Origin of the sequence: Stenotrophomonas sp. NPDC047960 (assembly GCF_043204395.1) — a bacterium.
Taxonomy (GTDB): domain Bacteria; phylum Pseudomonadota; class Gammaproteobacteria; order Xanthomonadales; family Xanthomonadaceae; genus Stenotrophomonas.
Genome location: NZ_JBIDBX010000002.1, coordinates 147,492 through 169,317 on the forward strand (window position 1 = coordinate 147,492; position 21,826 = coordinate 169,317).

The window sequence follows — 21,826 nt, forward strand, 5'->3', positions numbered from 1 at the left end:
TTCTCCTCGGGTCCTGGGTTCAGGTTCATGGGGTCAAGGCAGGCAGCGGCGCAGGACGTCGAACAGTGACTCCGACGAGCCCGGCAGGCGGTTGAACAGGTAGCCGGAGCTGTCCGGCTGAAGGGTGGTCATGACCGACAGGAACGTGGCGGCCGACACACCGGCCGGCAGCGGTACCGGACAATGCCACTGGCTGAGTTCGGTGGTGACCGCCCCGTTGCCGGGATGGACCCGGCTCTGGCTGGCGACCACCGCGTACCGGCAGTTGTGGATGTGGTCGTCACGGGTGTCGACCACGCAGTTGAGGCGCAGCGGGCGGTAGTTTCCGAACGCGCCCGCGCAGAACACGTCCGGGCAGGCATCGGTGAACTCCTCTGCCAGCCAGCGGTCGAGATCGTGATAGGCGGTGTCGTCGACCGGCTCGCCCGGTTCCAGGCGGTCGGCAAGGTCGATGTAGCGCGGCGGGCTGGCGGCCGCCGGGGCTGGCAGGACGGTGCCGGCCACCAGCAGGACGGAGCACAGCGACTGCAGACGGCGCAACGGTGAAGGCTGGGACATGGGGCGCTCGGGCTCGTGGCGGGAGCTCTACGGTGCGCTGCCGGCGGCTTGGGGGGGATCAGCGGGGCGCCAGTCCGCGGGTCGGCGCTCGCCGCGAACGTGGGTCGGCAGGCCCCCACCTGCACGTTGGCCGGCAAAGGCATAAAATGGGAGGTCTTATCGCGCCATCCCCCCTCTCGGAGCACACCATGGGTCTGGAACTCGTCTCGCCCGGCAAGAACCCGCCGGAAGAAATCAACGTCATCATCGAGATCCCGAAGGACTCGGAACCGGTCAAGTACGAAGTGGACAAGGAAACCGGCGCGATCTTCGTCGACCGCATCCTCTCCACCCCGATGCGCTACCCCTGCAACTACGGCTACGTGCCGAGCACCCTGTGTGGCGACGGCGATCCGGCCGACGTGCTGGTCGTGCTGCCGCTGCCGCTGGTCCCGGGTTCGGTGGTGCGCTGCCGTCCGGTGGGCGTGCTGAAGATGAGCGACGAAGCCGGCGGCGACGAAAAGATCCTGGCCGTGCCGATCTCCAAGGTGTTCAGCGGCTACGCGCACGTGGAAGACATCGAGCAGGTGTCCAAGCACTGGCTGGAGCGCATCGGCCACTTCTTCGAGCACTACAAGGACCTGGAGAAGGGCAAGTGGGTCAAGCTGGACGGCTGGGGCGGCGCTGCCGAAGCCAAGCAGATCCTGGTTGACGCCCACCAGCGCTACCTGTCCAGCAACAGCTGAGGCTGAATGACCCTGCTCCGGCGCACGCCGCCGGAGCGATGGGCATCACGTTTTTACAATGCGGCGCATCACTGTTTGCGCCGGATTGGGTACATTGCGACTTCTACACCGTCCACGGTGCGTTTCATCGTGGTCACCCAGGGGATTGTGTCGTGCGTATTCTGCTAGTTGGGGACGAAGCCAGCCTGTCGGCTGAGCTGATGGATTTCATTGCCGATCTTGGGGAAGAGTGGCAGCCGTTGCGGGCACCCGATGGCCAGACGGCCATGAACATGGTGGCGTCCACGCCGGTGGATGCGGTGATCGCCTGCCCTTCCCTGCCCGATCTCAACGCCACCACGTTGTTGGGCCAGATCCGGACGCTGCGCCCGGAGACGATCCGCATCGCGCTGGTCGACGCGGCCCAGGGCAACCGCCCGCCGCCGGCACGCCTGATCGGCGTTGCCCACCGTTTCCTGCCGCTGCCGCTGGCACCGGAAGTGCTGCTTGAAGCGCTGACCAGCCTGGAAGAGCTGCGCGAGCTGCTTGACAGTGCGCGCCTGCGCAGTGCCATCGGCCGCATCGAGAAGCTGCCTTCGCCGCCGCACCTGTACCTGAGCCTGACCCAGGCACTGGAGCACGACGACGACACCGACACGGCCGACGTGTCCAAGCTGGTGTCGGCCGATCCGGCCATCGCGGCCAAGGTGCTGCAGCTGTCCAACTCGGCCTTCTTCAACAGCGGCCGGACCATTTCCGACCTGCGCACCGCCGTGACCCGGCTGGGCCTGGCAACCCTGCGCGACCTGGTGCTGGCCAGCGAGGTGTTCTCGGCCTCGCCGCTGTCCAGCGGCGAGCGCAACGCGCTGCAGCAGCGCGCCCTGCTCGCGTCGCGGCTGGCCGCGAAGCTGTTGCCTGACTCCAGCGCCGAACTGGGCGCGACTGCCGCACTGCTGGCCGATATCGGCCTGCTGCTGCCCGGTGTGCGCAACGAGCGCAGCGAACCGGCCGACGACGCCGATCCGCGCCCGGGGCACAGCGAAGCCGGTGCCTACCTGCTGGGGCTGTGGGGCCTGCCGATGCCGATCATCGAAGCGGTGGCCTTCCACCTGCAGCCGCAGCGTTCCAACACGCGCAGCTTCTGGGTCACCGGCGCAGTGCACGTGGCGCTGGCGCTGGTCAACGGCGACCCGGTGGACGAGGACTACCTGCAGCGTGCGGGCGTGCTGGCCAAGCTGCCGCAGTGGCGGGATCACGCCAATGGGTTGATGGGTCTCGCTACGGCGGACGCATAAGGCGCAACGACCAGCGGTCGTTGCCTGCCGGCGGCGATTTCAGGAACGATGATGGCGTGCCGTGTGGCGCGCCATTTTTTTTGCGCGGCGCCATCGCCAATGGTCGTGGGTCAGCGGTAGATCACGACCGTTGCTCGTGTCATCGGTAGATCACGACCGTTGGTCGTGATCAAAAAGAAAGGGCGGCCCTTGCGGGCCGCCCTCTCTCTTATTGCAATTGCACCAGTGGTTCGATGGATCAGAACTTCTGGGTGTACTTCATGTACAGGAAGCGGCCGATATCGAAACCGCCGTAGTAGGCGAAGCTCGAGTTCTGCTGCGAGTACATCAGCGGACCCTTGTGGTCGAACACGTTGTTCGCGCCCAGGGCGATGGTGGCATCCCACGGCGCCTTCCAGCTGACCTGCAGGTCGTGGAAAGTATTGGAGCCGGTCTTGCGCAGCGGAGCCGTCTCGCCGTAAGCGATGCGGTCCGGATCGGTGCAGCCGATCGCGATGCAGGCTTCGTTGAGGCCCGAGTAGTAGCGCGCGGTGTAGTTCACACCGAAGCTGCCCAGCGACCAGTTGACGCCCAGGTTCGAGCGCACGCGGAACAGTGCATCCTGACCCACCTTGCCGATCATGATGTTGTCGCCAGCGGCGTTCTGTGCGGCTTCGTCGTACTTGGTCAGGTAGCTGGTCTGCCAGTCAATGTTGAACTGACCGATGGCCAGTTCCGGCAGGCGGTACTTGATGCCCAGGTCGTAACCTTCGGTGTCCATCTTGCCGAGGTTGGCGGTGCCATAGGTGATCGCGCTGATGTGGCCATCGGCCGCACGGGTCACGCTGCTGCAACGGCTGGAATCGCCCAGCACGTAGCAATCACGCAAAATGCGATCGACGGAGTCGTCGATGATCATGTTGCTGATTTCGTAGCGGTACCAATCCAGCGAGACATCCAGGCCCTGCACCCAACGCGGGCTCCAGACCAGACCGACGGTCTTGCTCTTGGAGGTTTCCGGCGACAGGTTCGGGTTCGCACCCGAGATGAACTGGTCGCCCGACTGGCACGGCGTGGTCGAGCACGGGACGTTGCCCTGGCCCAACTGCACGTAGTTGGCCGGAGCGCCACCGGCAAGGCAGGCGGCATTGCCGGCCACGCTGCCCGACACGCCAACGGCGCACGGATCGGTGTAACGCTCGAAGCTTGAGCTCAGGCCACCGTACAGGTCGCTGATGGTCGGAGCGCGGAAGCCCTCGGCATAGGTGCCGCGGACCAGCAGCTCGTCGATCGGACGCCAGGTCAGGCCGAACTTGCTGTTGGTGGTGCCACCGAAGTTGCTGTAGTCCGAATAACGGCTGGCAACGTTCAGGGTCAGTTCCTTGGCGAACGCCATGTCGGCCAGGATCGGCACGTTCAGTTCGAGGTAGACCTCGTTCAGATCGTACTCACCCTGGGTCGGCTTCTGGCCCAGACCGGTGGACATGCCCGACTGTGCGAAGGCGTCCGGCACGTAGCTGCCTTCTTCCTTGCGGTGCTCCACGCCCACGGCGAAGCCGAGGTCGCCGGCCGGCAGGGTCACGATGGAACCGGACAGGTTGGCGGTGAAGCTGGTGGTCTTGGTCACACCACGGGTGGTGTAGGTCGGGAACAGGAAGTCCTGCAGCTCCGGATCCGCCAGCGAACCCTGGCCTGCAACGCCGTACGGGAGCAGCGGGTTCCACGGACGGCAGTCGCCCAGTGCGATCGGGTTGGCAGCGGTACCACACTGTGCCACGCCCTGCGCATTGATGAAGGACGCACCCAGGGCCTGTTCGGAAGCGATCAGGCTCATGTCGCCGCGCTGGGTCTTGATCGACTCATTGCGGTTCCACAGCGCGCCGACGTCCCAATCGAAGGACTTGCCAGCCAGCTCGAAGTAGCCGCTGACGGTCGGGGCGAAGCGCAGGGTCTTCAGCTGGCTGTCGGTGGTACGCGGCACTTCCCACAGGCGGCGACGGAAGCTGACGTCCTGGCCGACCGGGTTGAAGGCGCTTTCAGCAGTCAGCGGGGTGCCGAACGACGACGACTGGTACGGGTAGCCGGCAATCTGCTGGAACGTGTTGCGCTCGTTGTAGAGCACATCGGTGTTCAGGCTGATGGCGTCGGTGAAGTCGTAGGTGCCGTTGACGTACAGCGACTTGCGCTCGATACCGGTCAGCAGGCTCATCTGCTCGTTGGAGTTGGCGTACTCCTCGGCGGTCAGCGTGTGGTAGTCGTTCGGATTGTTCGGGTTGCCACCCTGATTCAGGGTCTGCCACACGGCGGTCTTGGAATCGGCGCAGTTGACCTGCAGCGGGTTGCACCAGCTGCCGTACTGGCTGATCGGACTGCCATCGGCGGCCACGGAGTTCGGACCACGGCTGCCATCACGGCTGTACCAACGGTCCTTGGCCCACACCGGATCCTGCTTGGAGTATTCGGCCGACAGGGTCAGGCTGCCGCGCTCGCCAGTTGCACCCAGGGTCATCGAGTACTGCTGGTTCTCGCCGTCGCCCTGGTCGTACTGACCGAAGTAGACGTTGACTTCACCGCCGTCGAAGTTCTTGCGGGTGATCACGTTGACCACGCCAGCGATGGCGTCGGAACCGTAGATCGAGGAGGCGCCGTCCTTCAGGACTTCAATGCGCTCAACGGCCGACATCGGAATCTGGCTCAGATCCTGGTAGCCGCCGGTGGTGGCGCCAAGACGCTTGCCGTTCATCAGCACCAGGGTGCGCTGGGCGCCCAAGTTACGGATGTCGACGTAGTAGCCGCCCACGTTCTCGCCCGAGGACAGCGAGTCCGAACGCGAGATGGCCGGCGAACCGGCCGAGGTCAGGTTGTTCAGCACGTCGGCGACGTTCGAGAAACCCTGCTTTTCCAGGGCTTCGCGGGTCATCGTCAGGATCGGCTGCTGGGTCTCCATGTTGGCGCCGCGAATACGCGAGCCGGTGACCGAGATGCGATCCAGGTCAGTGGTGCCGGAGGCTGCTTCCTGTGCCGAAGCGAAGCTCGGCACGAGCGCCAGCGCAATGCCGGCCGGCAGAAGACCCAGCCGCACTGCGGGAGTACGAAAATTCATCAATCTCTCCAAGGTACGTTAGTAGCGTGTTAAACCGCCTCGGAAAGTTACGATTGCGTTACCGTTAATTATTTGCGCGATGCCACCGGACTCTTTGCCGAGTTTGGCGAAAGCGATCCGCCAGTCTGCCGATAGCCCGACGCCGACTGGCCATAACGGGCGCGGAATGCGCGCGCGAAGCTGCAGCAGTTGTCGAAGCCGCTGGCGGCCGCAACTTCACCGATCATCATGTCGGTATCGCGCAGCAGATCCGCTGCGCGCTCCAGGCGCAGGCGTGCCGACAGCGACTGCGGGCTTTCTTCATACAGGCTCTGGAATGTCTTGGACAGGTACCAGCTGGAGAAGTTGGTCAGCTCGGCCAGTTCGCCGATCCGCACGACCCGGTGGCTGTTGCCTTCCAGATACAGGCGCGCACGCTGCATGCGGCCGAACACCTGGCGCTTGCGGATGCGCGAACGGCCCGGGCAGCGCTGCACGCCGACAGCCATGCCACGCTGCATCGAGGCCAGGTGCAGCAACACCGGGCGCAGTGCCTGCGCGGGCTGGCCGCTGGCCAGTGCATCGCGCCACAGGCGCAGCGCGACCCGCACTTCACTGCGGCTCATGCTGCCGCGACCGGCGTACAGGCTGCAGTCGGCCAGTTCGCCCAACGCGCGCAGCGCTTCAGGCGCCAGGCTCAAGCCGATGCACAAGCCATCGCGGCCGGCCTGGATCATCGGCTTGGATTCCTTTTCGAACGCGATCCACTCGCGCTGGCGGAGGCGGAAGCGGCCTTCCTTGGATTCGACCCACGCGCTGCCACGCAGCTGCATCAATACGGTGAAGGTGGTGCCAGCCGTCTGCAGGCTGCCCAACCGGGCCACGCCCAGGCAGGTCGGCAGCGGACCGTCGTCGACGATCTTGTCCAGGGAGAGCGATTGGCCGCGATCGGCGAGGGAAAGCTGACGCATGACGTACACCGGGTTTGCCGTTACAGGGCTCCCGTTTTGCCAAATCAGGCGGTGTGCGTCAGGACGTTTCGACGAGATTGATCCGAATTCGCCACGACGCCATCACGAAAAAAGTACGACGACTACTTTCCCTTCCAGAACAATACGTTGGGAACCAGCGAGAACACCGGGCGTGCGGGTTCGGGCAGGGTCATCACGCCAATATCGGCGCCATCGGCGACGGCCAGGGCCAGGTACAGCGCACTGCCGTCGGGCTGCGCGCTGAAGCCGTTGCCGGCGCTGAGCCGTTGCGCATCCAGGCAGTACTCGACACCGGCCGAGGGGGCGCTGATGCGGGTAAACACCGTTGAACAATCGGCACGGTTGGAGAGGTAATCCAGACTGCCATCGCGGGCCACGGCCCAGGTTCGGTAGCGCCAGCGCGAGGGCCGGTCTTCGCTGACCTGCCGGATGCTGGACGGATCCAGGCGAAGATCGGCCGACCACAGCCCGCCTGCCGCCAGGCGGGTGAACAGGACGCGCTGGTTGCCCGGATCGAGCCGTGCCTGCGAGACCCCGTCCACGTGGCCGAGCAGTTTCCACGGCGTACTGCGCCGGTCAAACAGCGACAGCCGCATGTGCTCATCATGGTCGCGCTCGACGACCAGCAGGTGATCATTGTCGCCCGCATACAGCGCCTGCAGTGGTTGTGCCACCGGCACCGGAAGCGCCACGACCTGTTCGTCGCGCGGGGAAACCTCGTAAATCAACGGCCGTGCCTGGGCATCGCGGCCAGACACCAGCAAGTGGGTGCTGTCCGGCGACCAATCGGCGGCCTGCCGGGTTTCCGGGCGCAGGCCTTCGACCGGTCGCAACGACTCGGGCCGGGTCAGGTCCGCCCACCACAGCCCGTAATTGCCGGAACGATCCGAGGTGAACACCAGTTGCCGGCCATCGGGCGCCAGCATCGGCTGGGCATCGCGTCCGTTGGACGGGAACAGCCGCTCAGGGGTGCCTGGACGCCCGTCCTTCACCGGCACGCGGAACAGGCCGAACTGCGCCTTGCGGTGCACGAAGGCCAGCATGTTGTTGTGGCGCGACAGCGCCGGCGACTGCGCGTCATCCAGGCCGACATCCCGCAGAGTGCGCGTTTCGGTATCCAGTTCGTACAGCCGGGCCTCGCTGTCCACGCGGCGGCCGAACACGATGTGGCGGCTGTCGCCACGCCAGGCCCACCCACGTATCTCGGCAGAGTCGCTGGTGAGCTGCTCGGGCTGGCCGCCCGCTGCCGGCAGCCGCCACAGGTCGCCGATCTGCGGATTGCGCACGAACACGATCCAGCGCCCATCGGGGGAGAAGCGCGGGGCGTAGTCGAAGCTGTCGTCGGCGACCTGGTAGTTGACCGGGGTCCAGGCCCCGCTGGCGATGTCCAGTACGCGGATGCCGCGATGGGCGTGGCGCCCCGACAGCGACCCGAATACCAGCCCGCGGCCGTCAGGCGTCCAGTCGAAGCTGAGCAGCTCGGTGCCGTCGCAGCGGGTCACATGGCGGATCGCCCCGCCGGTGGCGCTGGCGATCAACACCTCGCAGCTGGCCTCCGGTCCGAAGCGCGCGAACGCGATATCGCGGCCGTTCGGCGACCAGTTCGGGAAGCGGTCGGAATAGCCGGCCGGAGTCTCGGTCAGCAGCCGCGCGGGCGCATTGCCCGAGGTCTGCACCTTGACCGCGCTGCCGCCGCCGGCTGCGTCGTCCGCTTCATAGGCGACCTGCGAGCCGTCCGGGGATACGGTCGGGTAGGTCTCGAACCCGGCGGTGGCGGTGATCAGGCGATACGGGCGCTGCGGGCTGCCGACCACACGGCTGCCATCTTCCAGTACCCCGCTGGCGGTGGGGTTGGGCGAGGGCCGCTGCAGCAGCAGCGCCGTGAGCACCAGCAGTGCGACGACCATGGCCAGGCCAATGGCAAGCAGCACATAGCGGCGCGCGCGGCGCCAGCGGCTGCGCGGGCGCGGCACGGCCTGGGCGGCGGCGAAGGTGGCGGCCAGCGCGTTGCGCTCATCTTCACTGGGTGCCAGCCCCGCATCGAGTGCATCGGCGGTCGGTTCGACCAGCGCCGTTACCGGCTGCAGCAGTCGATAGCCGGTCTTGGCGATCGTTTCGATATATGCCGTGCCCGCGTCGTCGTCGCGCGAGAACGCCTTGCGCAGCTGGGTCACCGCCTGGGTCAGCACGTCGTTGGTCGGCAGCGTGTCCGGCCAGACCTCGGCGAACAGCTCATCGCGGGTGACGACCGCACCGGGAGCGCGCATGAGCACCTTGAGGACACCCAGCGCCTTGGGCGTGAGACGCCGCGGACGACGCGCGCCGTCCACCACCACTTCACGCGATGACAGCGTAATGGTGCAGTCGCCGATCCGGAGGCGGTCGGCAGCGGGTGTCTCACTTTCCAGGCTGATCATTCCGGCGCTACGTACAGACAACTGAACAACGGGAACGCAGCATTCATCGAATCAACCACAGATCGAACGAACCGCCAGATTCCGCACAAGGCATCAGCGCAAAGGGCAAAAACACTGAAGCGCGCGAATACTAGCCTATGCCGGTTAACTGCGCCTGTGCGCGCAGAGGACATCAGGCCTCTCTCGCCGACGAATCCACATAAATCGCTTCAACATTCGCGCCTCATGGCGCGAATTTTTTATCTGCGATTCAGTATTTTTTTATCAGCGATTCAGTTTCGCGCGTTGCGGATCATGGTCAGGCCGACCAGTCGCGACACCACCAACGCTACGTACATCACGCCCGCGAACTGTTCGAGCATCACCAGCGCGCGTGCCTGCGGGTGCACCGGCACCACGTCGCTCAGCCCCACTCCGGACAACAAACTGAAGCTCAGATAAAGCAGCTCCATCCACGTGCGCAGGTCGCTCTCGCTGGTGGCCACGAAACTGCCCGGGAAAAACTGCTGGCAGACCGCGAAGGCGAACGCGAACGCCCACGCGAGCAGCGTGAAGGTGGCGCCCGCGGCGAACAGCTCGTCGCGGGTCACCTTGTGGTCCTGCAGCATGTAGGCGATCAGGCTGCCGGCCGTATAGAAATAGAGCAGGCACTCCAGCAGCTGGGCGGTGGTGACCAGTGCCGGCCGCCCCAGCAGCGCCCCGGAGAGCGAGAACACCACCGAGGGGATGGCCAGCAGCAGCGCCACCCACATTCCCAGCGGGCTGCGCCGCACCACCCACAGTGCCAGGCCGAGCACCGCGATGCCAAAGGCGCCGAACAGCGCGCGACCGGCCCCGGACTCGTCCATGGCGGGGTACAGCAGCACCCCCAGCAGCTGCACCCCCAGCAACCAGGCCGAGGGGTGCCGCCGGGCGATGGCCAGCCATCGGGTGGTGCGCGCTATGGCCATCGTGGTGTCCCTGCCCCTGTGTCGGTGGCCGAAGCTTAGCGGCTGCCGCGCCGAGGCGGCATGACGGTCCGCCTTGGCCGCCCGTCCTGGCGGGTTACGACCAACGGTCGTGACCTACCCCGCTTGGCCCGCTGCGTAGTCGCGCACGTCCTGGGTGATCTTCATAGAACAGAAATGCGGGCCGCACATCGAGCAGAAATGGGCGTCCTTGTGGGCGTCCTTGGGCAGGGTTTCGTCATGGAACTCGCGCGCCTTGTCCGGATCCAGGCCCAGGTGGAACTGGTCTTCCCAGCGGAACTCGAAGCGCGCCTTGCTCAGCGCGTTGTCGCGCACCTGCGCGCCCGGGTGGCCCTTGGCCAGGTCGGCGGCGTGGGCCGCGATGCGATAGGCCATGATGCCGTCGCGCACGTCCTGCCGGTTGGGCAGGCCCAGGTGCTCCTTGGGCGTGACGTAGCAGAGCATGGCGGTGCCATACCAGCCGATCATCGCCGCGCCGATCGCGCTGGTGATGTGGTCGTACCCCGGCGCGATATCAGTGGTGAGCGGCCCCAGCGTGTAGAACGGCGCCTCGCCGCATTCGCGCAGCTGCTTGTCCATGTTCTCCTTGATCAGCTGCATCGGCACATGGCCGGGGCCTTCGATCATGGTCTGCACATCGTGCTTCCAGGCAATCTTCGTCAGCTCGCCCAGCGCTTCCAGCTCGCCGAACTGCGCCGCATCGTTGGCATCGGCAATGCAGCCGGGGCGCAGGCCGTCGCCCAGCGAGAAGGTCACGTCGTAGGCCTTCATGATCTCGCAGATGTCCTCGAAGTGCGTGTAGAGGAAGTTCTCGCGCTGATGGGCCAGGCACCACTTGGCCATGATCGAGCCGCCGCGCGAGACGATGCCGGTGACCCGATTGGCGGTGAGCGGCACGTGGCGCAGCAGCACGCCGGCATGGATGGTGAAGTAGTCCACGCCCTGCTCGGCCTGCTCGATGAGGGTGTCGCGGAAGATCTCCCAGCTCAGGTCCTCGGCGCGGCCATCGACCTTCTCCAACGCCTGGTAGATCGGCACCGTACCGATCGCCACCGGCGAGTTGCGCAGGATCCATTCGCGGGTTTCATGGATGTGCTTGCCGGTGGACAGGTCCATGACCGTGTCACCGCCCCAGCGGATCGCCCACACCAGCTTTTCCACTTCCTCGGCGATGCCGGACGACACCGCGCTGTTGCCGATGTTGGCATTGATCTTGGTCAGGAAGTTGCGGCCGATGATCATGGGCTCGCTTTCGGGGTGGTTGATGTTGTTGGGCAGCACCGCCCGCCCGCGCGCGATTTCCTCGCGCACGAACGCCGGGGTGATCGAGGCGGGGATGGAGGCACCGAACGACTGCCCGGGGTGCTGCACCAGCAGCGCCTGGTCGCGGATCGCCTCGATGCGCTGGTTTTCGCGGATCGCCACGAACTCCATTTCCGGAGTGATGATGCCGCGCCGGGCGTAGTGCATCTGGGTGACGTTGGCGCCGGCCACGGCGCGGCGCGGTTGCAGCCGCGACGAAAAGCGCACCGCGTCCAGCCGCGCATCGGTTGCGCGCGACCGCCCGAACGCCGAGCTGGGCCGGCCCAGCAGCTCGGTGTCGCCGCGCTCGGCGACCCAGCCCGCGCGCAACGCCGGCAGGCCGGTGGACAGGTCGATGCGGGCATCAGGATCGGTATACGGGCCGGAGGTGTCGTACACGGTCAGCGGGGCGTTGCCGCCACTCAGCGCGATCTCGCGCATCGGCACCTGCAGGTCGCTGCGCGAGCCGGGCACGTAGATCTTGCGTGAGCCGGGAATGGGTCGGGTGACCGATTCAGACAGCTGCTGGGCCTGTTGCTGCAGGGCGGAAGGGTGTGCGTTCATCGGGCATCGTCCTGGGTTGTCGGTGCGAGGGTTCGCACGGCGAGGGACGAAGCGGCGGCGCACGGCCGGCGCACGGCGCGCGGTTTCCAGGCGGGGGCTGGGCGGCGCGGTGCATCGGCTGTTGCGAAGCTTCCCTACGCCGGTATCAACCGGATCAGGTTCGAAGGGACTGTCTCAACCGTGGCCACATGGCCGCGGTACCCCCGCTTCGGGGCGGATTAGACCACACCTGCGCCGGAAGTGTGAACAGCCATGTCATGCCGCCTTGGCTAGACTGCCGCGCATGGTATTTCGACTCTCCATCGCCCTGGTGGTGCTGCTGGTGCTGGCCGCTGGCGTGGCACCCGACCCGTTCAACGAGATCGTGCGCGGCGGGCTGGTGCACATCATCCGCAGCGCCGGCTGGCTGTACCTGCTGGTGGTGTTCATCACGCTCTCGTTCCTGCTCTACCTCGCGTTCGGGCGGCTGGGTTCGCTGCGGATCGGCGGCGAAGACGCCGAACCGGATTTTTCCAACGCCAGCTGGATGTCGATGCTGTTCGCCGCCGGCATGGGGATCGGCCTGGTGTTCTGGGGCGCGGCAGAACCGGTTTCGCACTTCGTCACGCCACCCGAAGGCCTGCCACCACAGAGCATGGACGCGGCGCGCGCCTCGATGCGCTATGCATTCTTCCACTGGGGCCTGCATCCGTGGGCGATCTACGCGCTGATCGGGCTGGCGATGGCCTGGTTCCAGTTCAACCGCAACGGCCGTGGACTGATCAGCGACCTGCTGCAGCCGCTGATCGGCACGCACCATCGGGGCTGGATCGGCACCGTGGTGAACGTGGCCGCGGTGGTCGCCACCGCGATCGGCGTGGCCACCACGCTCGGCTTTGGCACCATCCAGATCGCCGCCGGGCTTGAGCGCGTGTTCGGACTCCACGCCGGCGCGCCGCTGCAGCTGACCATCATCGCGGTAGCCTTCGTGCTGTACATGGCCTCCACTGCCAGCGGCGTGCATCGCGGCATCAAGTGGCTGTCCAACTTCAACCTGGGGCTGGCGGCGGTGCTGCTGGCGCTGGTGCTGGTACTGGGTCCGACTGCCTTCATTTTCGATACCTTCACCACCACCATCGGCTCTTACCTCAACCAGCTGGTGACCATGAGCCTGCGCATGTCGCCGTTCTCGGGCAGTACCTGGGTGGCCGACTGGACCATCTTCTACTGGGCGTGGTGGATCGCGTGGGCGCCGTTCGTCGGTTCCTTCATTGCCCGCGTCTCGCGCGGCCGCAGCATCCGCGAATTCGTGCTCGGCGTGGTGATCGCACCGAGCGTGCTGGGCTTCCTGTGGTTCTCGGTGTTCGGCGGCACGGCGCTGTGGTCGCAGATATTCGGCCATGTAGACCTGGTGCAGGCGCTGGGCAACGGCTACGAAACCGTGTTGTTCACCATGTTCGACAGCCTGCCGATGCCCACCGTGCTTTCGGTGATCGCACTGCTGCTATTGATGATCTTCTTCGTTACTTCGGCAGACTCCGCCGTGCTGGTACTGGCCAGCATGTCCACCGACGAAGCCGGCGATCCGCCGCTGTCGCGACGGATCACCTGGGGCGTGGCGATCGCGCTTATCGCCGCCGTGCTGTTGCTGGCCGGCGGCCTGGATGCGCTGCAGGGCATGATCACCATCGCCGCCCTGCCCTTTGCACTGCTGATGCTGGCGGTCATGTGGTCGCTGTACCGCGTGCTCGACATGGAGTACGCCCTGCAGCGCCGCCGCGCGTTGCGCGCGCGGCGGATGATGGATGCCTGGATCGAGCGCGAGATCGCCGCGCAGGAAGAGACGCGCGATGAGGCGTCGCGAGCGGATGGTTAACGCATGAAAATGATCGAAGCCGCCGTCGATCTTCCCGTGGCCACCAACACGCCGTCGAGGGTCGGCCCAGCTCAGGCCATGATTGAACCAGTGGCTGTTCGCCTGGATGCATGAAGCAGCCGGGCAGAGCCCGGCTCTACGAAACTCTTTAGTACCCCGCCGCTTGGCCATCCTTACGGCTTTCGGATGCCCCGTAATACACGCCGGTTTCCGGATCGCGCATGATCGCCTGGTACCCACCGTACGGACCGTCGGCGAACGTCACGCGGTGGCCTTTGCGCATCAGCGCGCGCACCGTTTCATACGGATAGCCGGTTTCCAGGTTCACCTCACCGCCGTCACTCATTGCCGTGGCCTGCCCGGTCGGCTCGGTCGACCCTTCATGCTGGATGCGCGGCGCATCGCCGGCTTCCTGCAGGTTCATACCGAAGTCCACCAGGTTCATCACGATCTGCGCGTGGCCCTGCGGCTGCATCGCACCGCCCATCACGCCAAAGCTCATCCACGGCTTGCCGTCCTTGGTCACGAAGCCTGGAATGATGGTCTGGAACGGCCGCTTGCCCGGCGCATACCCATTGGGGTGGTCCTTGCGCAGCACGAACATCTCACCGCGATCCTGCAGGATGAAGCCCAGCCCCGGCGGCGCCATGCCGCTGCCCATGCCGCGGTAGTTGGACTGGATCAGCGACACCATCATCCCGTCCGCATCGGCCACCGTCATGTAGATCGTGTCGCCTTCTTCCAGCTGCTTTGGCGTGCCCGGCTGCACCTCGCGCAGCGCCTTGTCCAGGGAAATCAGCTTTCGCCGCTCGGCCGCGTATTCCTTCGAGACCAGCCTGGCCACCGGCGCCGGCTGGAACGCCGGATCGGTGTAGAAGCGCGCACGGTCCGCGAAGGCCAGCTTCTTGGCTTCCACGAACAGGTGCACATGCTCCGGCGAGCCGAACGGAATCTTCGAGAAGTCGTACCCCTCCAGCACGTTCAGGATCTGCAGCGCCGCGATGCCCTGGCTGTTCGGCGGCAGCTCCCACACGTCATACCCGCGGTAGTTGCTGCTCACCGGCTCCACCCACTCGCCGTGGTGGCTGGCCATGTCGTCGTAGCTCAGGTAACCGCCATTGGCCTTGAAGTAGGTGCCGATCGTGCGTGCGATGTCGCCCTTGTAGAACGCGTCACGGCCGCCCTGTGCGATCTGTTCCAGCGTGTTGGCCAGGTTCGGGTTCTTCCACAGCTCACCCTTGCGCGGCGCGTGCCCGTTGATCGTGAACTGCTCCTTGAAGCCCGGGTACTGCGACAGCTTCGGCACCGAACGGTCCCAGTAGTAGGCGATCACCTCCGCCACCGGGTGGCCCTCGCGGGCGTAACGGATCGCCGGCGCCAGGTTGTCGGCCATCGGCTTGCGGCCGAAGCGGTCGTGCAGCGCGAACCAGCCGTCCACGGCGCCCGGCACCGACACCGGCAGCGGCCCCGTGGCTGGGATCTCCGTCAGCCCGCGGCGCTGGAACTCGGCCAGCGTCAACGACTTCGGCGACCGGCCCGAGCCGTTGTAGCCGTACAGCTTCTTCGTTTTCGGATCCCACACGATCGCGAACAGATCCCCGCCCACCCCATTACCGGTGGGCTCCATCAGTCCCAGCGCCGCGTTGGCGGCGATCGCAGCATCCACCGCCGAGCCGCCGCCCTTCATCACATCCAGCGCGATCTGGGTGGCCAGCGGCTGCGAGGTGGCTGCCATCGCATGGGGAGCGATCACTTCCGAGCGCGTGGCAAAGTCGCGACCGGTCACCCGGTCTGCAGCGGAAGACAGCGGCGGCAGGGCGCACAGCAGCGCTGCGGCCAGAATGGCACGGGTCAGGGGTCGGGTCACGGCGTGGGTTTCCTGGAGGGGTGGCAAGCGCTTGATGGTGGCGGCTGGGGCCGGCTGCGCACATCCGACAATGGTCATGCACAGAGCCGTCCGCGACAGCCTGATCCGCGCAGAAACCGCGCTTCAATACTTGAACGAGTGTTCACCGGAACGCTTTCAGGCGCAACCATCCTTACAGAGCAGGGCTTTGCGCTGGATGCAGCGGAAACCGTTGGAAATTGTTGGAACACGGTTGACAGCGGCAAAACCGCTGTGGTTTTCTCGATCACATGTTGCAGCGCCACACGCCCATTCGCGAATCCATCGAGCACGCCGGTCCCGGCGCGGCCACGATCCGTTCGCTTCTCGTCCTCGTACTTATTACCCAGCCAACAGGTGCGGGACGGACCGGCGTGTAAGTAGAACTGCCAGGTATCCATCAAAACCCGCACCCGCCCTGGTGCGGGTTTTTTCGTTTCAGAACCCTCCGATTTCTTCCTCCAAAGGACCTCCCCATGAGCACCAACGACCTGCCCCAGATCAAGATCGCTGTTGTCGGCTACGGCAGCCAGGGCCGCGCCCACGCACTGAACCTGCGTGAATCCGGCTTCGACGTGGTCATCGGCCTGCGTCCAGGCGGCCCTACCGAGGTCAAGGCACAGGCCGACGGCTTCACCGTCAAGGCGCCGGCCGAGGCGGTGAAGGATGCGGACCTGGTCGCGGTGCTGACCCCGGACATGGTGCAGAAGAAGCTTTACGAAGACGTGCTGGCGCCGAACATGAAACAGGGCGCGGTGCTGCTGTTCGCCCACGGCCTGAACGTGCACTTCAACATGATCGCCCCGCGCGATGACCTGGACGTGGTGCTGGTTGCACCGAAGGGCCCGGGCGCGCTGGTCCGCCGCGAATACGAAATCGGCCGTGGCGTGCCGTGCATCTGGGCGGTCTACCAGGACCGCAGCGGCAAGGCCGCCGAGTACGCGCTGGCCTATGCCGCCGGCCTGGGCGGCGCACGCGCCAACCTGATCCAGACCACCTTCAAGGAAGAAACCGAAACCGACCTGTTCGGCGAACAGGCCGTGTTGTGTGGCGGCGCCTCGGCGCTGGTCCAGGCCGGTTTTGAAACGCTGGTGGAAGCCGGCTACCAGCCGGAAATCGCCTACTACGAAGTCCTGCACGAACTGAAGCTGATCGTGGACCTGTTCTACGAAGGCGGCATCACCCGCATGCTGGAATTCATCTCCGAAACCGCGCAGTACGGCGATTACGTGAGCGGCCCGCGGGTGATCGACGCCGGCACAAAGGAGCGCATGAAGGCGGTGCTGGCCGACATCCAGGACGGCACCTTCACCAAGAACTGGGTGGCCGAATACGAAGCGGGCCTGCCGAACTACAACAAGTTCAAGCAGGCCGACCTGGAACACCCGATCGAGAAGGTAGGCAAGGAACTGCGCGCCAAGATGGTCTGGTTGCAAAGTCAAGCCGCGTAACCGCGCGGCTCCCCCACCGCTTTCGCAAAGGTCACCGCATGAACACCTCCGCACACAGCACCGCGCCCCGCAACGGCGCACGCTGGTTGACGCAGGCCCTGGAAGCCGAGGGCGTCGATACGCTGTTCGGCTATCCGGGCGGCACCATCATGCCCTTCTACGACGCCCTGGTGGATTCCGGGCTGAAGCACATCCTGGTACGCCACGAACAGGGCGCGGCGCTGGCCGCCAACGGCTATGCGCGCGCCAGCGGCCGCGTGGGCGTCTGCGTGGCCACCTCCGGCCCGGGCGCCTCCAACCTGGTCACCGGCATCGCCGATGCCATGCTGGATTCGGTGCCGATGGTCTGCATCACCGGCCAGGTCGCCACCCCGCTGCTGGGCACCGACGCGTTCCAGGAACTGGACGTGTTCGGGCTGACCCTGCCGATCGTCAAGCACAGCTGGCTGGTGCGCTCGGTCGACGACCTGCCGCGGATCGTCCGTGAGGCGTTCCGCATTGCGCGCGAAGGCCGCCCCGGCCCGGTGCTGATCGACCTGCCCAAGGATGTACAGATCGCCGACGCCAGCCACCTGCCGGCGCACGTGCCGGAAACGGTCAACCCGCCGGTGGCCCCGGCCGACGCGGCGCTGGCCGAGGCCATCGTCGCGATCCAGGCCGCTGAAAAACCGGTGATCTACGCCGGTGGTGGCGTGGCGTTGGGCGATGCGGTGGAAGATTTCCGCGCCTTCGTCGATGCCACCGCCATTCCCACCGTGCTGACCCTGCGCGGCCTGGGCGGGCTGCCGGCGCAGCACCCGCATTACCTGGGCATGCTGGGCATGCACGGCACCCGCGCGGCCAACATGGCGGTGCAGGAGAGCGACCTGCTGGTGGTGGTCGGCGCGCGCTTCGACGACCGCGCCACTGGCAAGTTGAATGAGTTCGCCCCGTTCGCCCGGGTCATCCATATCGACGCCGACGCGTACGAGATCTCCAAGCTGCGTACCGCCGATGTGGCGGTACCAGGCAATGTCGGCACCGCGCTGCGTGCCCTGACCGCGGCCCTGCCGCGCGCCGCCGCATCGCAGGAGGCGTGGCGCAGGCGCTGCGCAGGGCACCGTGAGCGTTTTGCCGCGCGCTACGACGCACCGGGCGCGCACATCTACGCCCCGGCGCTGCTGAAGCGCCTGAGCGAAGTGGCGCCGGCCGACGCGATCATTGCCTGCGATGTCGGCCAGCACCAGATGTGGGTGGCGCAGCATTGTCGGTTCAACCACCCGCGCAACCACCTGACCAGCGGTGCGCTGGGCACCATGGGCTTCGGCCTGCCGGCCGCGATGGGCGCGCAGTTCGCCTGCCCCGACCGCACCGTGGTGCTGGTCTCCGGTGACGGCAGCTTCATGATGAACGTGCAGGAGCTGGCCACCATCGCCCGCTGCCGCCTGCCGGTGAAGATCGTGCTGCTGGACAACAGCTCGCTGGGCATGGTCCGCCAGTGGCAGGAACTGTTCTTCGCCGAGCGCTACAGCGAGATCGACCTGTCCGACAACCCGGACTTCGCCGCACTGGCCAAGGTGTTCGGCATTCCCGCCACCCGCATCGAGAACCGCGACGACGTCGAAGGTGGCCTGGCCGCGCTGCTGGCCGAACCCGGCCCGGCGCTGCTGCACGTGGCCATCGATGCGCGCGCCAACGTCTGGCCGCTGGTGCCGCCCAACAACGCCAACAGCACGATGCTGGAAAGCAACCCTGCCCATCAGCCCCAGGAGTTCCCCCATGCAATACCGGCTTGACCTGGTGCTGGTTCCCGCCGAAGGCGCGCTGCTGCGCGTGATCGGCATGGCCGAACGCCGCGGCTTCGCGCCGCGCGCGATCGTGGGTGCGCCCAATGCGGCCGACGACGGCCGCTGGCACCTGCAACTGGTGGTGGACAGCACCCGTCCGCCGGAGACGCTGTGCCGCCAGATCGAGAAGATCTATGACTGTGTTTCGGTGCGGATCAGCGCGCTGGAGCCAGGGTCCGGAGTCACTGCATGAACGCCCGCGCCGTGGTTCCGGTGCCGGTACGGAGGGGTCTTCTTCAAGGCCCGCCGCCCACGCACGACCGTGTCCATCATCCCGCATGCGAGCTGCGGAGCCGCCATGCCGGCTAGCCGTGCCCCGCAGGAATCGGAGGTAGGCGATGTAAGCGTCGCCGACGTGCTGGCCGCGCAGGCGCGGCTGCGCCGGTTCCTGCCACCCACGCCGCTGCATTACGCGGAGCGGTTCGGCACCTGGCTGAAGCTGGAAAACCTGCAGCGCACCGGCTCGTACAAGGTGCGCGGCGCATTGAACGCGCTACTGGCCGGGCGCGAGCGCGGCGACGACCGTCCGGTGATCTGCGCCTCGGCCGGCAACCACGCCCAGGGCGTGGCGTGGTCGGCCTACCGGCTGGATATCCCGGCCATCACGGTGATGCCGCATGGCGCCCCGGCGACCAAGATTGCCGGCGTCGCCCACTGGGGCGCCACCGTGCGCCAGCACGGCAACAGTTATGACGAGGCGTACGCCTTCGCGCGCGCCCTGGCCGACCAGCACGGCTACCGCTTCCTGTCCGCCTTCGACGATCCGGACGTGATCGCCGGCCAGGGCACCTTGGGCATCGAACTGGCCGCGCATGCGCCGGACGTGGTGATCGTGCCGATCGGCGGTGGCGGGCTGGCGTCCGGCGTGGCACTGGCGCTGAAGTCGCAGGGCGTGCGCATTGTCGGCGCGCAGGTCGAAGGCGTGGATTCGATGGCCCGCGCGATCCGCGGCGACACGCGCGAGATCGCACCGGTGGCCACCCTGGCCGACGGCGTGAAAGTGAAGATCCCCGGCACCCTGACCCGCCGCCTGTGCAGTGCGCTGCTGGACGACGTGGTGATCGTGCGCGAAGCCGAACTGCGCGAAACCCTGGTCCGGCTGGCGCTGGAAGAACACATCATCGCCGAAGGCGCCGGCGCGCTGGCGCTGGCCGCCGGTCGCCGCGTGGCCGGCAAGCGCAAGTGCGCGGTGGTCTCCGGCGGCAACATCGACGCGATGGTGCTGGCCCAGCTGCTGTCCGACATCCGCCCACGCCCGCCGCGCAAACCGCGCCGCCGCGCCAGCGAGCGCACACGGCCACCGCTACCGACCGTGCTCGCGCCACCCCCGCATTCCATCGTCCTTCCTTCCCCTGCCTTGCCATCCGACCTTGCCGTCGAGGAGACCTCCTGGTGACCACGCCCAACTCCCCCCGAATTCGAATTTTCGACACCACCCTGCGTGACGGCGAGCAATCGCCCGGCTGCAGCATGAGCCCGCAGCAGAAGCTGGTGATGGCACGCGCGCTCGACGAGCTGGGCGTGGACGTCATCGAAACCGGCTTCCCGGCCAGCTCGCAGTCCGACCGCGATGCGATGGCGATGATCGGCCGCGAAGTGCGCCGCCCGACCCTGGCGGTGCTGTCGCGCTGCCTGGCGGCCGACATCGAAACCTCGGCCAAAGCCCTGGACGCAGCTGCCAATGCGCGCCTGCACGTGTTCCTGTCCACCAGCCCGCTGCACCGCGAGCACAAGCTGCGCATGAGCCGCGAGCAGGTACTGGAGTCGGTGCACAAGCACGTGAGCCTGGCGCGCAGCTATATCGACGATGTGGAGTTCTCGGCCGAAGATGCCACCCGCACCGAGGAAGACTTCCTGGTCGAAGTGGCCCGAGTGGCCGTCGCCGCCGGCGCCACCACCATCAACCTGCCCGACACGGTGGGCTTCACCACCCCCGAAGAGATCCGCGGCATGTTCCAGCGCGTCATCGCCGGGGTGCCCGACAGTGACCGAATCATCTTCAGCACGCACTGCCACAACGACCTGGGCCTGGCCGTGGCCAACTCGCTGGCGGCCATCGAAGGCGGCGCCCGCCAGGTGGAGTGCACCATCAACGGCATCGGCGAGCGCGCCGGCAACTGTTCGCTGGAAGAGCTGGCCATGGTGTTGAAGGTGCGCAACGCCTTCTACGAAGAAGACACCCGCATCAACACGCCGCGCATCGTGTCCACCTCGCAGCTGCTGCAGCGTCTGGTCGGCATGCCGGTGCAGCGCAACAAGGCGATCGTGGGCGCCAATGCCTTCGCGCACGAATCGGGCATCCACCAGCACGGCATGCTGCGCCACCGCGGCACCTACGAAATCATGCGCCCGGAAGACGTGGGCTGGGAGAATTCGCAGATGGTGCTGGGCCGCCACAGCGGCCGTGCCGCGGTGGAAGCGCGCCTGCGTGCTTTGGGCTTCTGGCTGGAGGAAGAAGAGCTGAAGCTGGTGTTCGAGCAGTTCAAGACCCTGTGCGAGCAGCAGCGCGTGGTGACCGATGCCGACCTGCAGGTATTGATGCAGGGCAGCTCCACCCAGAACGGCTACCGGCTGGCCTCGATGACCATCAGCGACGTGGGCAGCCGCGCCAACGCGCTGGTCGAACTGTCGGACCCGGACGGCAACCGCGTGGCCGAAACCGCGCAGGGTGATGGCCCGGTGGACGCGCTGTTTGGCGCGCTGGCCGCCGCCACCGGCGTGCAGCTGATGCTGGACAGCTACCACGTGCACAGCGTGGGCATCGGCGCCGACGCGCGCGGGGAGGCCAACCTGAGCGTGCGCCACGACGGCGTGGAGTACGAAGGCACCGGCACCAGCCGCGACATCATCGAAGCCTCGGCCCTGGCCTGGCTGGACGTGGCCAACCGCCTGCTGCGCCAGCGCCAGGCCAGTGCCGAACACCCTGCCGCCACCGCCGCCGCCTGAGG

16 protein-coding genes and 1 riboswitch are annotated in these 21,826 nt (G+C 66.6%); of the genes, 8 read left to right on the top strand and 8 right to left on the bottom strand.

Features of this window, described 5'->3' with window-relative positions:
• Positions 1-33: 33 nt before the first annotated feature.
• On the bottom strand, positions 34-558 hold the full coding sequence (locus tag ACGFZ3_RS06315; protein WP_392917978.1) for a hypothetical protein: 525 nt from the start codon (positions 556-558) through the stop codon (positions 34-36).
• A 188-nt stretch (positions 559-746) separates the two neighbouring features.
• Here ACGFZ3_RS06315 and ppa point away from each other — a divergent pair, with 188 nt between their 5' ends.
• Positions 747-1,283: an inorganic diphosphatase gene (gene ppa / locus ACGFZ3_RS06320; RefSeq protein ID WP_320458030.1), complete on the top strand. Its 537-nt coding sequence runs from the start codon at positions 747-749 to the stop codon at positions 1,281-1,283.
• Positions 1,284-1,435: 152 nt separating this feature from the next.
• Entirely contained in the window at positions 1,436-2,557 is a 1,122-nt protein-coding gene (locus ACGFZ3_RS06325) for an HDOD domain-containing protein (RefSeq protein ID WP_392917982.1), read from the top strand.
• A gap of 238 nt (positions 2,558-2,795) precedes the next feature.
• On the opposite strand, the gene ACGFZ3_RS06330 is transcribed toward ACGFZ3_RS06325, so the two are convergent.
• The 5 genes from ACGFZ3_RS06330 to thiC all read right to left on the bottom strand — a co-directional run bounded on the left by ACGFZ3_RS06330 (position 2,796) and on the right by thiC (position 11,861).
• The gene (locus tag ACGFZ3_RS06330) at positions 2,796-5,639 is read right to left on the bottom strand and encodes a TonB-dependent receptor (protein WP_392917985.1); all 2,844 of its coding nucleotides are present in this window, start codon (positions 5,637-5,639) and stop codon (positions 2,796-2,798) included.
• Between the two features lie 68 nt (positions 5,640-5,707).
• Positions 5,708-6,589: a helix-turn-helix transcriptional regulator gene (locus ACGFZ3_RS06335; protein WP_392917988.1), complete on the bottom strand. Its 882-nt coding sequence runs from the start codon at positions 6,587-6,589 to the stop codon at positions 5,708-5,710.
• Between the two features lie 122 nt (positions 6,590-6,711).
• Positions 6,712-9,027 carry a winged helix-turn-helix domain-containing protein gene (locus ACGFZ3_RS06340; protein ID WP_392917991.1) on the bottom strand — a complete coding sequence of 772 codons (2,316 nt, stop codon included), beginning with the start codon at positions 9,025-9,027 and terminating at the stop codon, positions 6,712-6,714.
• Between the two features lie 272 nt (positions 9,028-9,299).
• Positions 9,300-9,977, bottom strand: coding sequence for an ion channel (locus ACGFZ3_RS06345; RefSeq protein ID WP_392917994.1), 678 nt, complete (start codon positions 9,975-9,977; stop codon positions 9,300-9,302).
• Positions 9,978-10,091: 114 nt separating this feature from the next.
• Positions 10,092-11,861, bottom strand: coding sequence for a phosphomethylpyrimidine synthase ThiC (gene thiC / locus ACGFZ3_RS06350; protein ID WP_392917997.1), 1,770 nt, complete (start codon positions 11,859-11,861; stop codon positions 10,092-10,094).
• A 113-nt stretch (positions 11,862-11,974) separates the two neighbouring features.
• A riboswitch (TPP riboswitch) is annotated at positions 11,975-12,076 on the bottom strand.
• Between the two features lie 68 nt (positions 12,077-12,144).
• On the opposite strand from thiC, the gene ACGFZ3_RS06355 reads away from it, so the two are divergent.
• A complete protein-coding gene (locus ACGFZ3_RS06355; protein WP_392918000.1) occupies positions 12,145-13,716 on the top strand; it encodes a BCCT family transporter in 1,572 nt (523 codons plus the stop codon).
• Between the two features lie 148 nt (positions 13,717-13,864).
• On the opposite strand, the gene ggt is transcribed toward ACGFZ3_RS06355, so the two are convergent.
• Both ggt and ACGFZ3_RS06365 read right to left on the bottom strand, forming a co-directional pair.
• Complete coding sequence (gene ggt, locus ACGFZ3_RS06360; protein WP_392918003.1) at positions 13,865-15,583, bottom strand: gamma-glutamyltransferase; 1,719 nt, start codon at positions 15,581-15,583, stop codon at positions 13,865-13,867.
• Between the two features lie 74 nt (positions 15,584-15,657).
• Complete coding sequence (locus ACGFZ3_RS06365; protein ID WP_392918005.1) at positions 15,658-16,002, bottom strand: hypothetical protein; 345 nt, start codon at positions 16,000-16,002, stop codon at positions 15,658-15,660.
• A 75-nt stretch (positions 16,003-16,077) separates the two neighbouring features.
• Here ACGFZ3_RS06365 and ilvC point away from each other — a divergent pair, with 75 nt between their 5' ends.
• The 5 genes from ilvC (at position 16,078) to ACGFZ3_RS06390 (ending at position 21,824) form a co-directional block, all read left to right on the top strand.
• Positions 16,078-17,052 (top strand): ketol-acid reductoisomerase, encoded by a 975-nt coding sequence (ilvC, locus tag ACGFZ3_RS06370; RefSeq protein ID WP_093533610.1) that lies wholly within the window; start codon positions 16,078-16,080, stop codon positions 17,050-17,052.
• A 38-nt stretch (positions 17,053-17,090) separates the two neighbouring features.
• A complete protein-coding gene (gene ilvG / locus ACGFZ3_RS06375) occupies positions 17,091-18,827 on the top strand; it encodes an acetolactate synthase 2 catalytic subunit (RefSeq protein ID WP_392918008.1) in 1,737 nt (578 codons plus the stop codon).
• Positions 18,811-19,071 (top strand): ACT domain-containing protein, encoded by a 261-nt coding sequence (locus ACGFZ3_RS06380; protein ID WP_392918011.1) that lies wholly within the window; start codon positions 18,811-18,813, stop codon positions 19,069-19,071. Before ilvG ends, ACGFZ3_RS06380 begins: the two co-directional genes overlap by 17 nt.
• 105 nt (positions 19,072-19,176) lie before the next feature.
• Positions 19,177-20,274 carry a threonine dehydratase gene (locus ACGFZ3_RS06385; protein ID WP_392918014.1) on the top strand — a complete coding sequence of 366 codons (1,098 nt, stop codon included), beginning with the start codon at positions 19,177-19,179 and terminating at the stop codon, positions 20,272-20,274.
• Entirely contained in the window at positions 20,271-21,824 is a 1,554-nt protein-coding gene (locus ACGFZ3_RS06390) for a 2-isopropylmalate synthase (protein WP_392918017.1), read from the top strand. The genes ACGFZ3_RS06385 and ACGFZ3_RS06390 overlap by 4 nt, the downstream gene beginning before the upstream one ends.
• The last annotated feature ends 2 nt before the right edge of the window (positions 21,825-21,826 follow it).

What these genes read in the sequence shown, in the direction of transcription:
- ppa (WP_320458030.1), top strand. Translation starts at nt 747, where the DNA reads ATGGGTCTGGAACTCGTCTCGCCCGGCAAGAACCCGCCGGAAGAAATC.
- ACGFZ3_RS06385 (WP_392918014.1), top strand. Translation starts at nt 19,177, where the DNA reads ATGCCGGCTAGCCGTGCCCCGCAGGAATCGGAGGTAGGCGATGTAAGC.
- ACGFZ3_RS06330 (WP_392917985.1), bottom strand. Translation starts at nt 5,639, where the DNA reads ATGAATTTTCGTACTCCCGCAGTGCGGCTGGGTCTTCTGCCGGCCGGC.
- ilvG (WP_392918008.1), top strand. Translation starts at nt 17,091, where the DNA reads ATGAACACCTCCGCACACAGCACCGCGCCCCGCAACGGCGCACGCTGG.
- thiC (WP_392917997.1), bottom strand. Translation starts at nt 11,861, where the DNA reads ATGAACGCACACCCTTCCGCCCTGCAGCAACAGGCCCAGCAGCTGTCT.
- ACGFZ3_RS06355 (WP_392918000.1), top strand. Translation starts at nt 12,145, where the DNA reads ATGGTATTTCGACTCTCCATCGCCCTGGTGGTGCTGCTGGTGCTGGCC.
- ACGFZ3_RS06345 (WP_392917994.1), bottom strand. Translation starts at nt 9,977, where the DNA reads ATGGCCATAGCGCGCACCACCCGATGGCTGGCCATCGCCCGGCGGCAC.
- ilvC (WP_093533610.1), top strand. Translation starts at nt 16,078, where the DNA reads ATGAGCACCAACGACCTGCCCCAGATCAAGATCGCTGTTGTCGGCTAC.
- ACGFZ3_RS06365 (WP_392918005.1), bottom strand. Translation starts at nt 16,002, where the DNA reads ATGGATACCTGGCAGTTCTACTTACACGCCGGTCCGTCCCGCACCTGT.
- ACGFZ3_RS06315 (WP_392917978.1), bottom strand. Translation starts at nt 558, where the DNA reads ATGTCCCAGCCTTCACCGTTGCGCCGTCTGCAGTCGCTGTGCTCCGTC.
- ACGFZ3_RS06380 (WP_392918011.1), top strand. Translation starts at nt 18,811, where the DNA reads ATGCAATACCGGCTTGACCTGGTGCTGGTTCCCGCCGAAGGCGCGCTG.
- ACGFZ3_RS06335 (WP_392917988.1), bottom strand. Translation starts at nt 6,589, where the DNA reads ATGCGTCAGCTTTCCCTCGCCGATCGCGGCCAATCGCTCTCCCTGGAC.
- ACGFZ3_RS06340 (WP_392917991.1), bottom strand. Translation starts at nt 9,027, where the DNA reads ATGATCAGCCTGGAAAGTGAGACACCCGCTGCCGACCGCCTCCGGATC.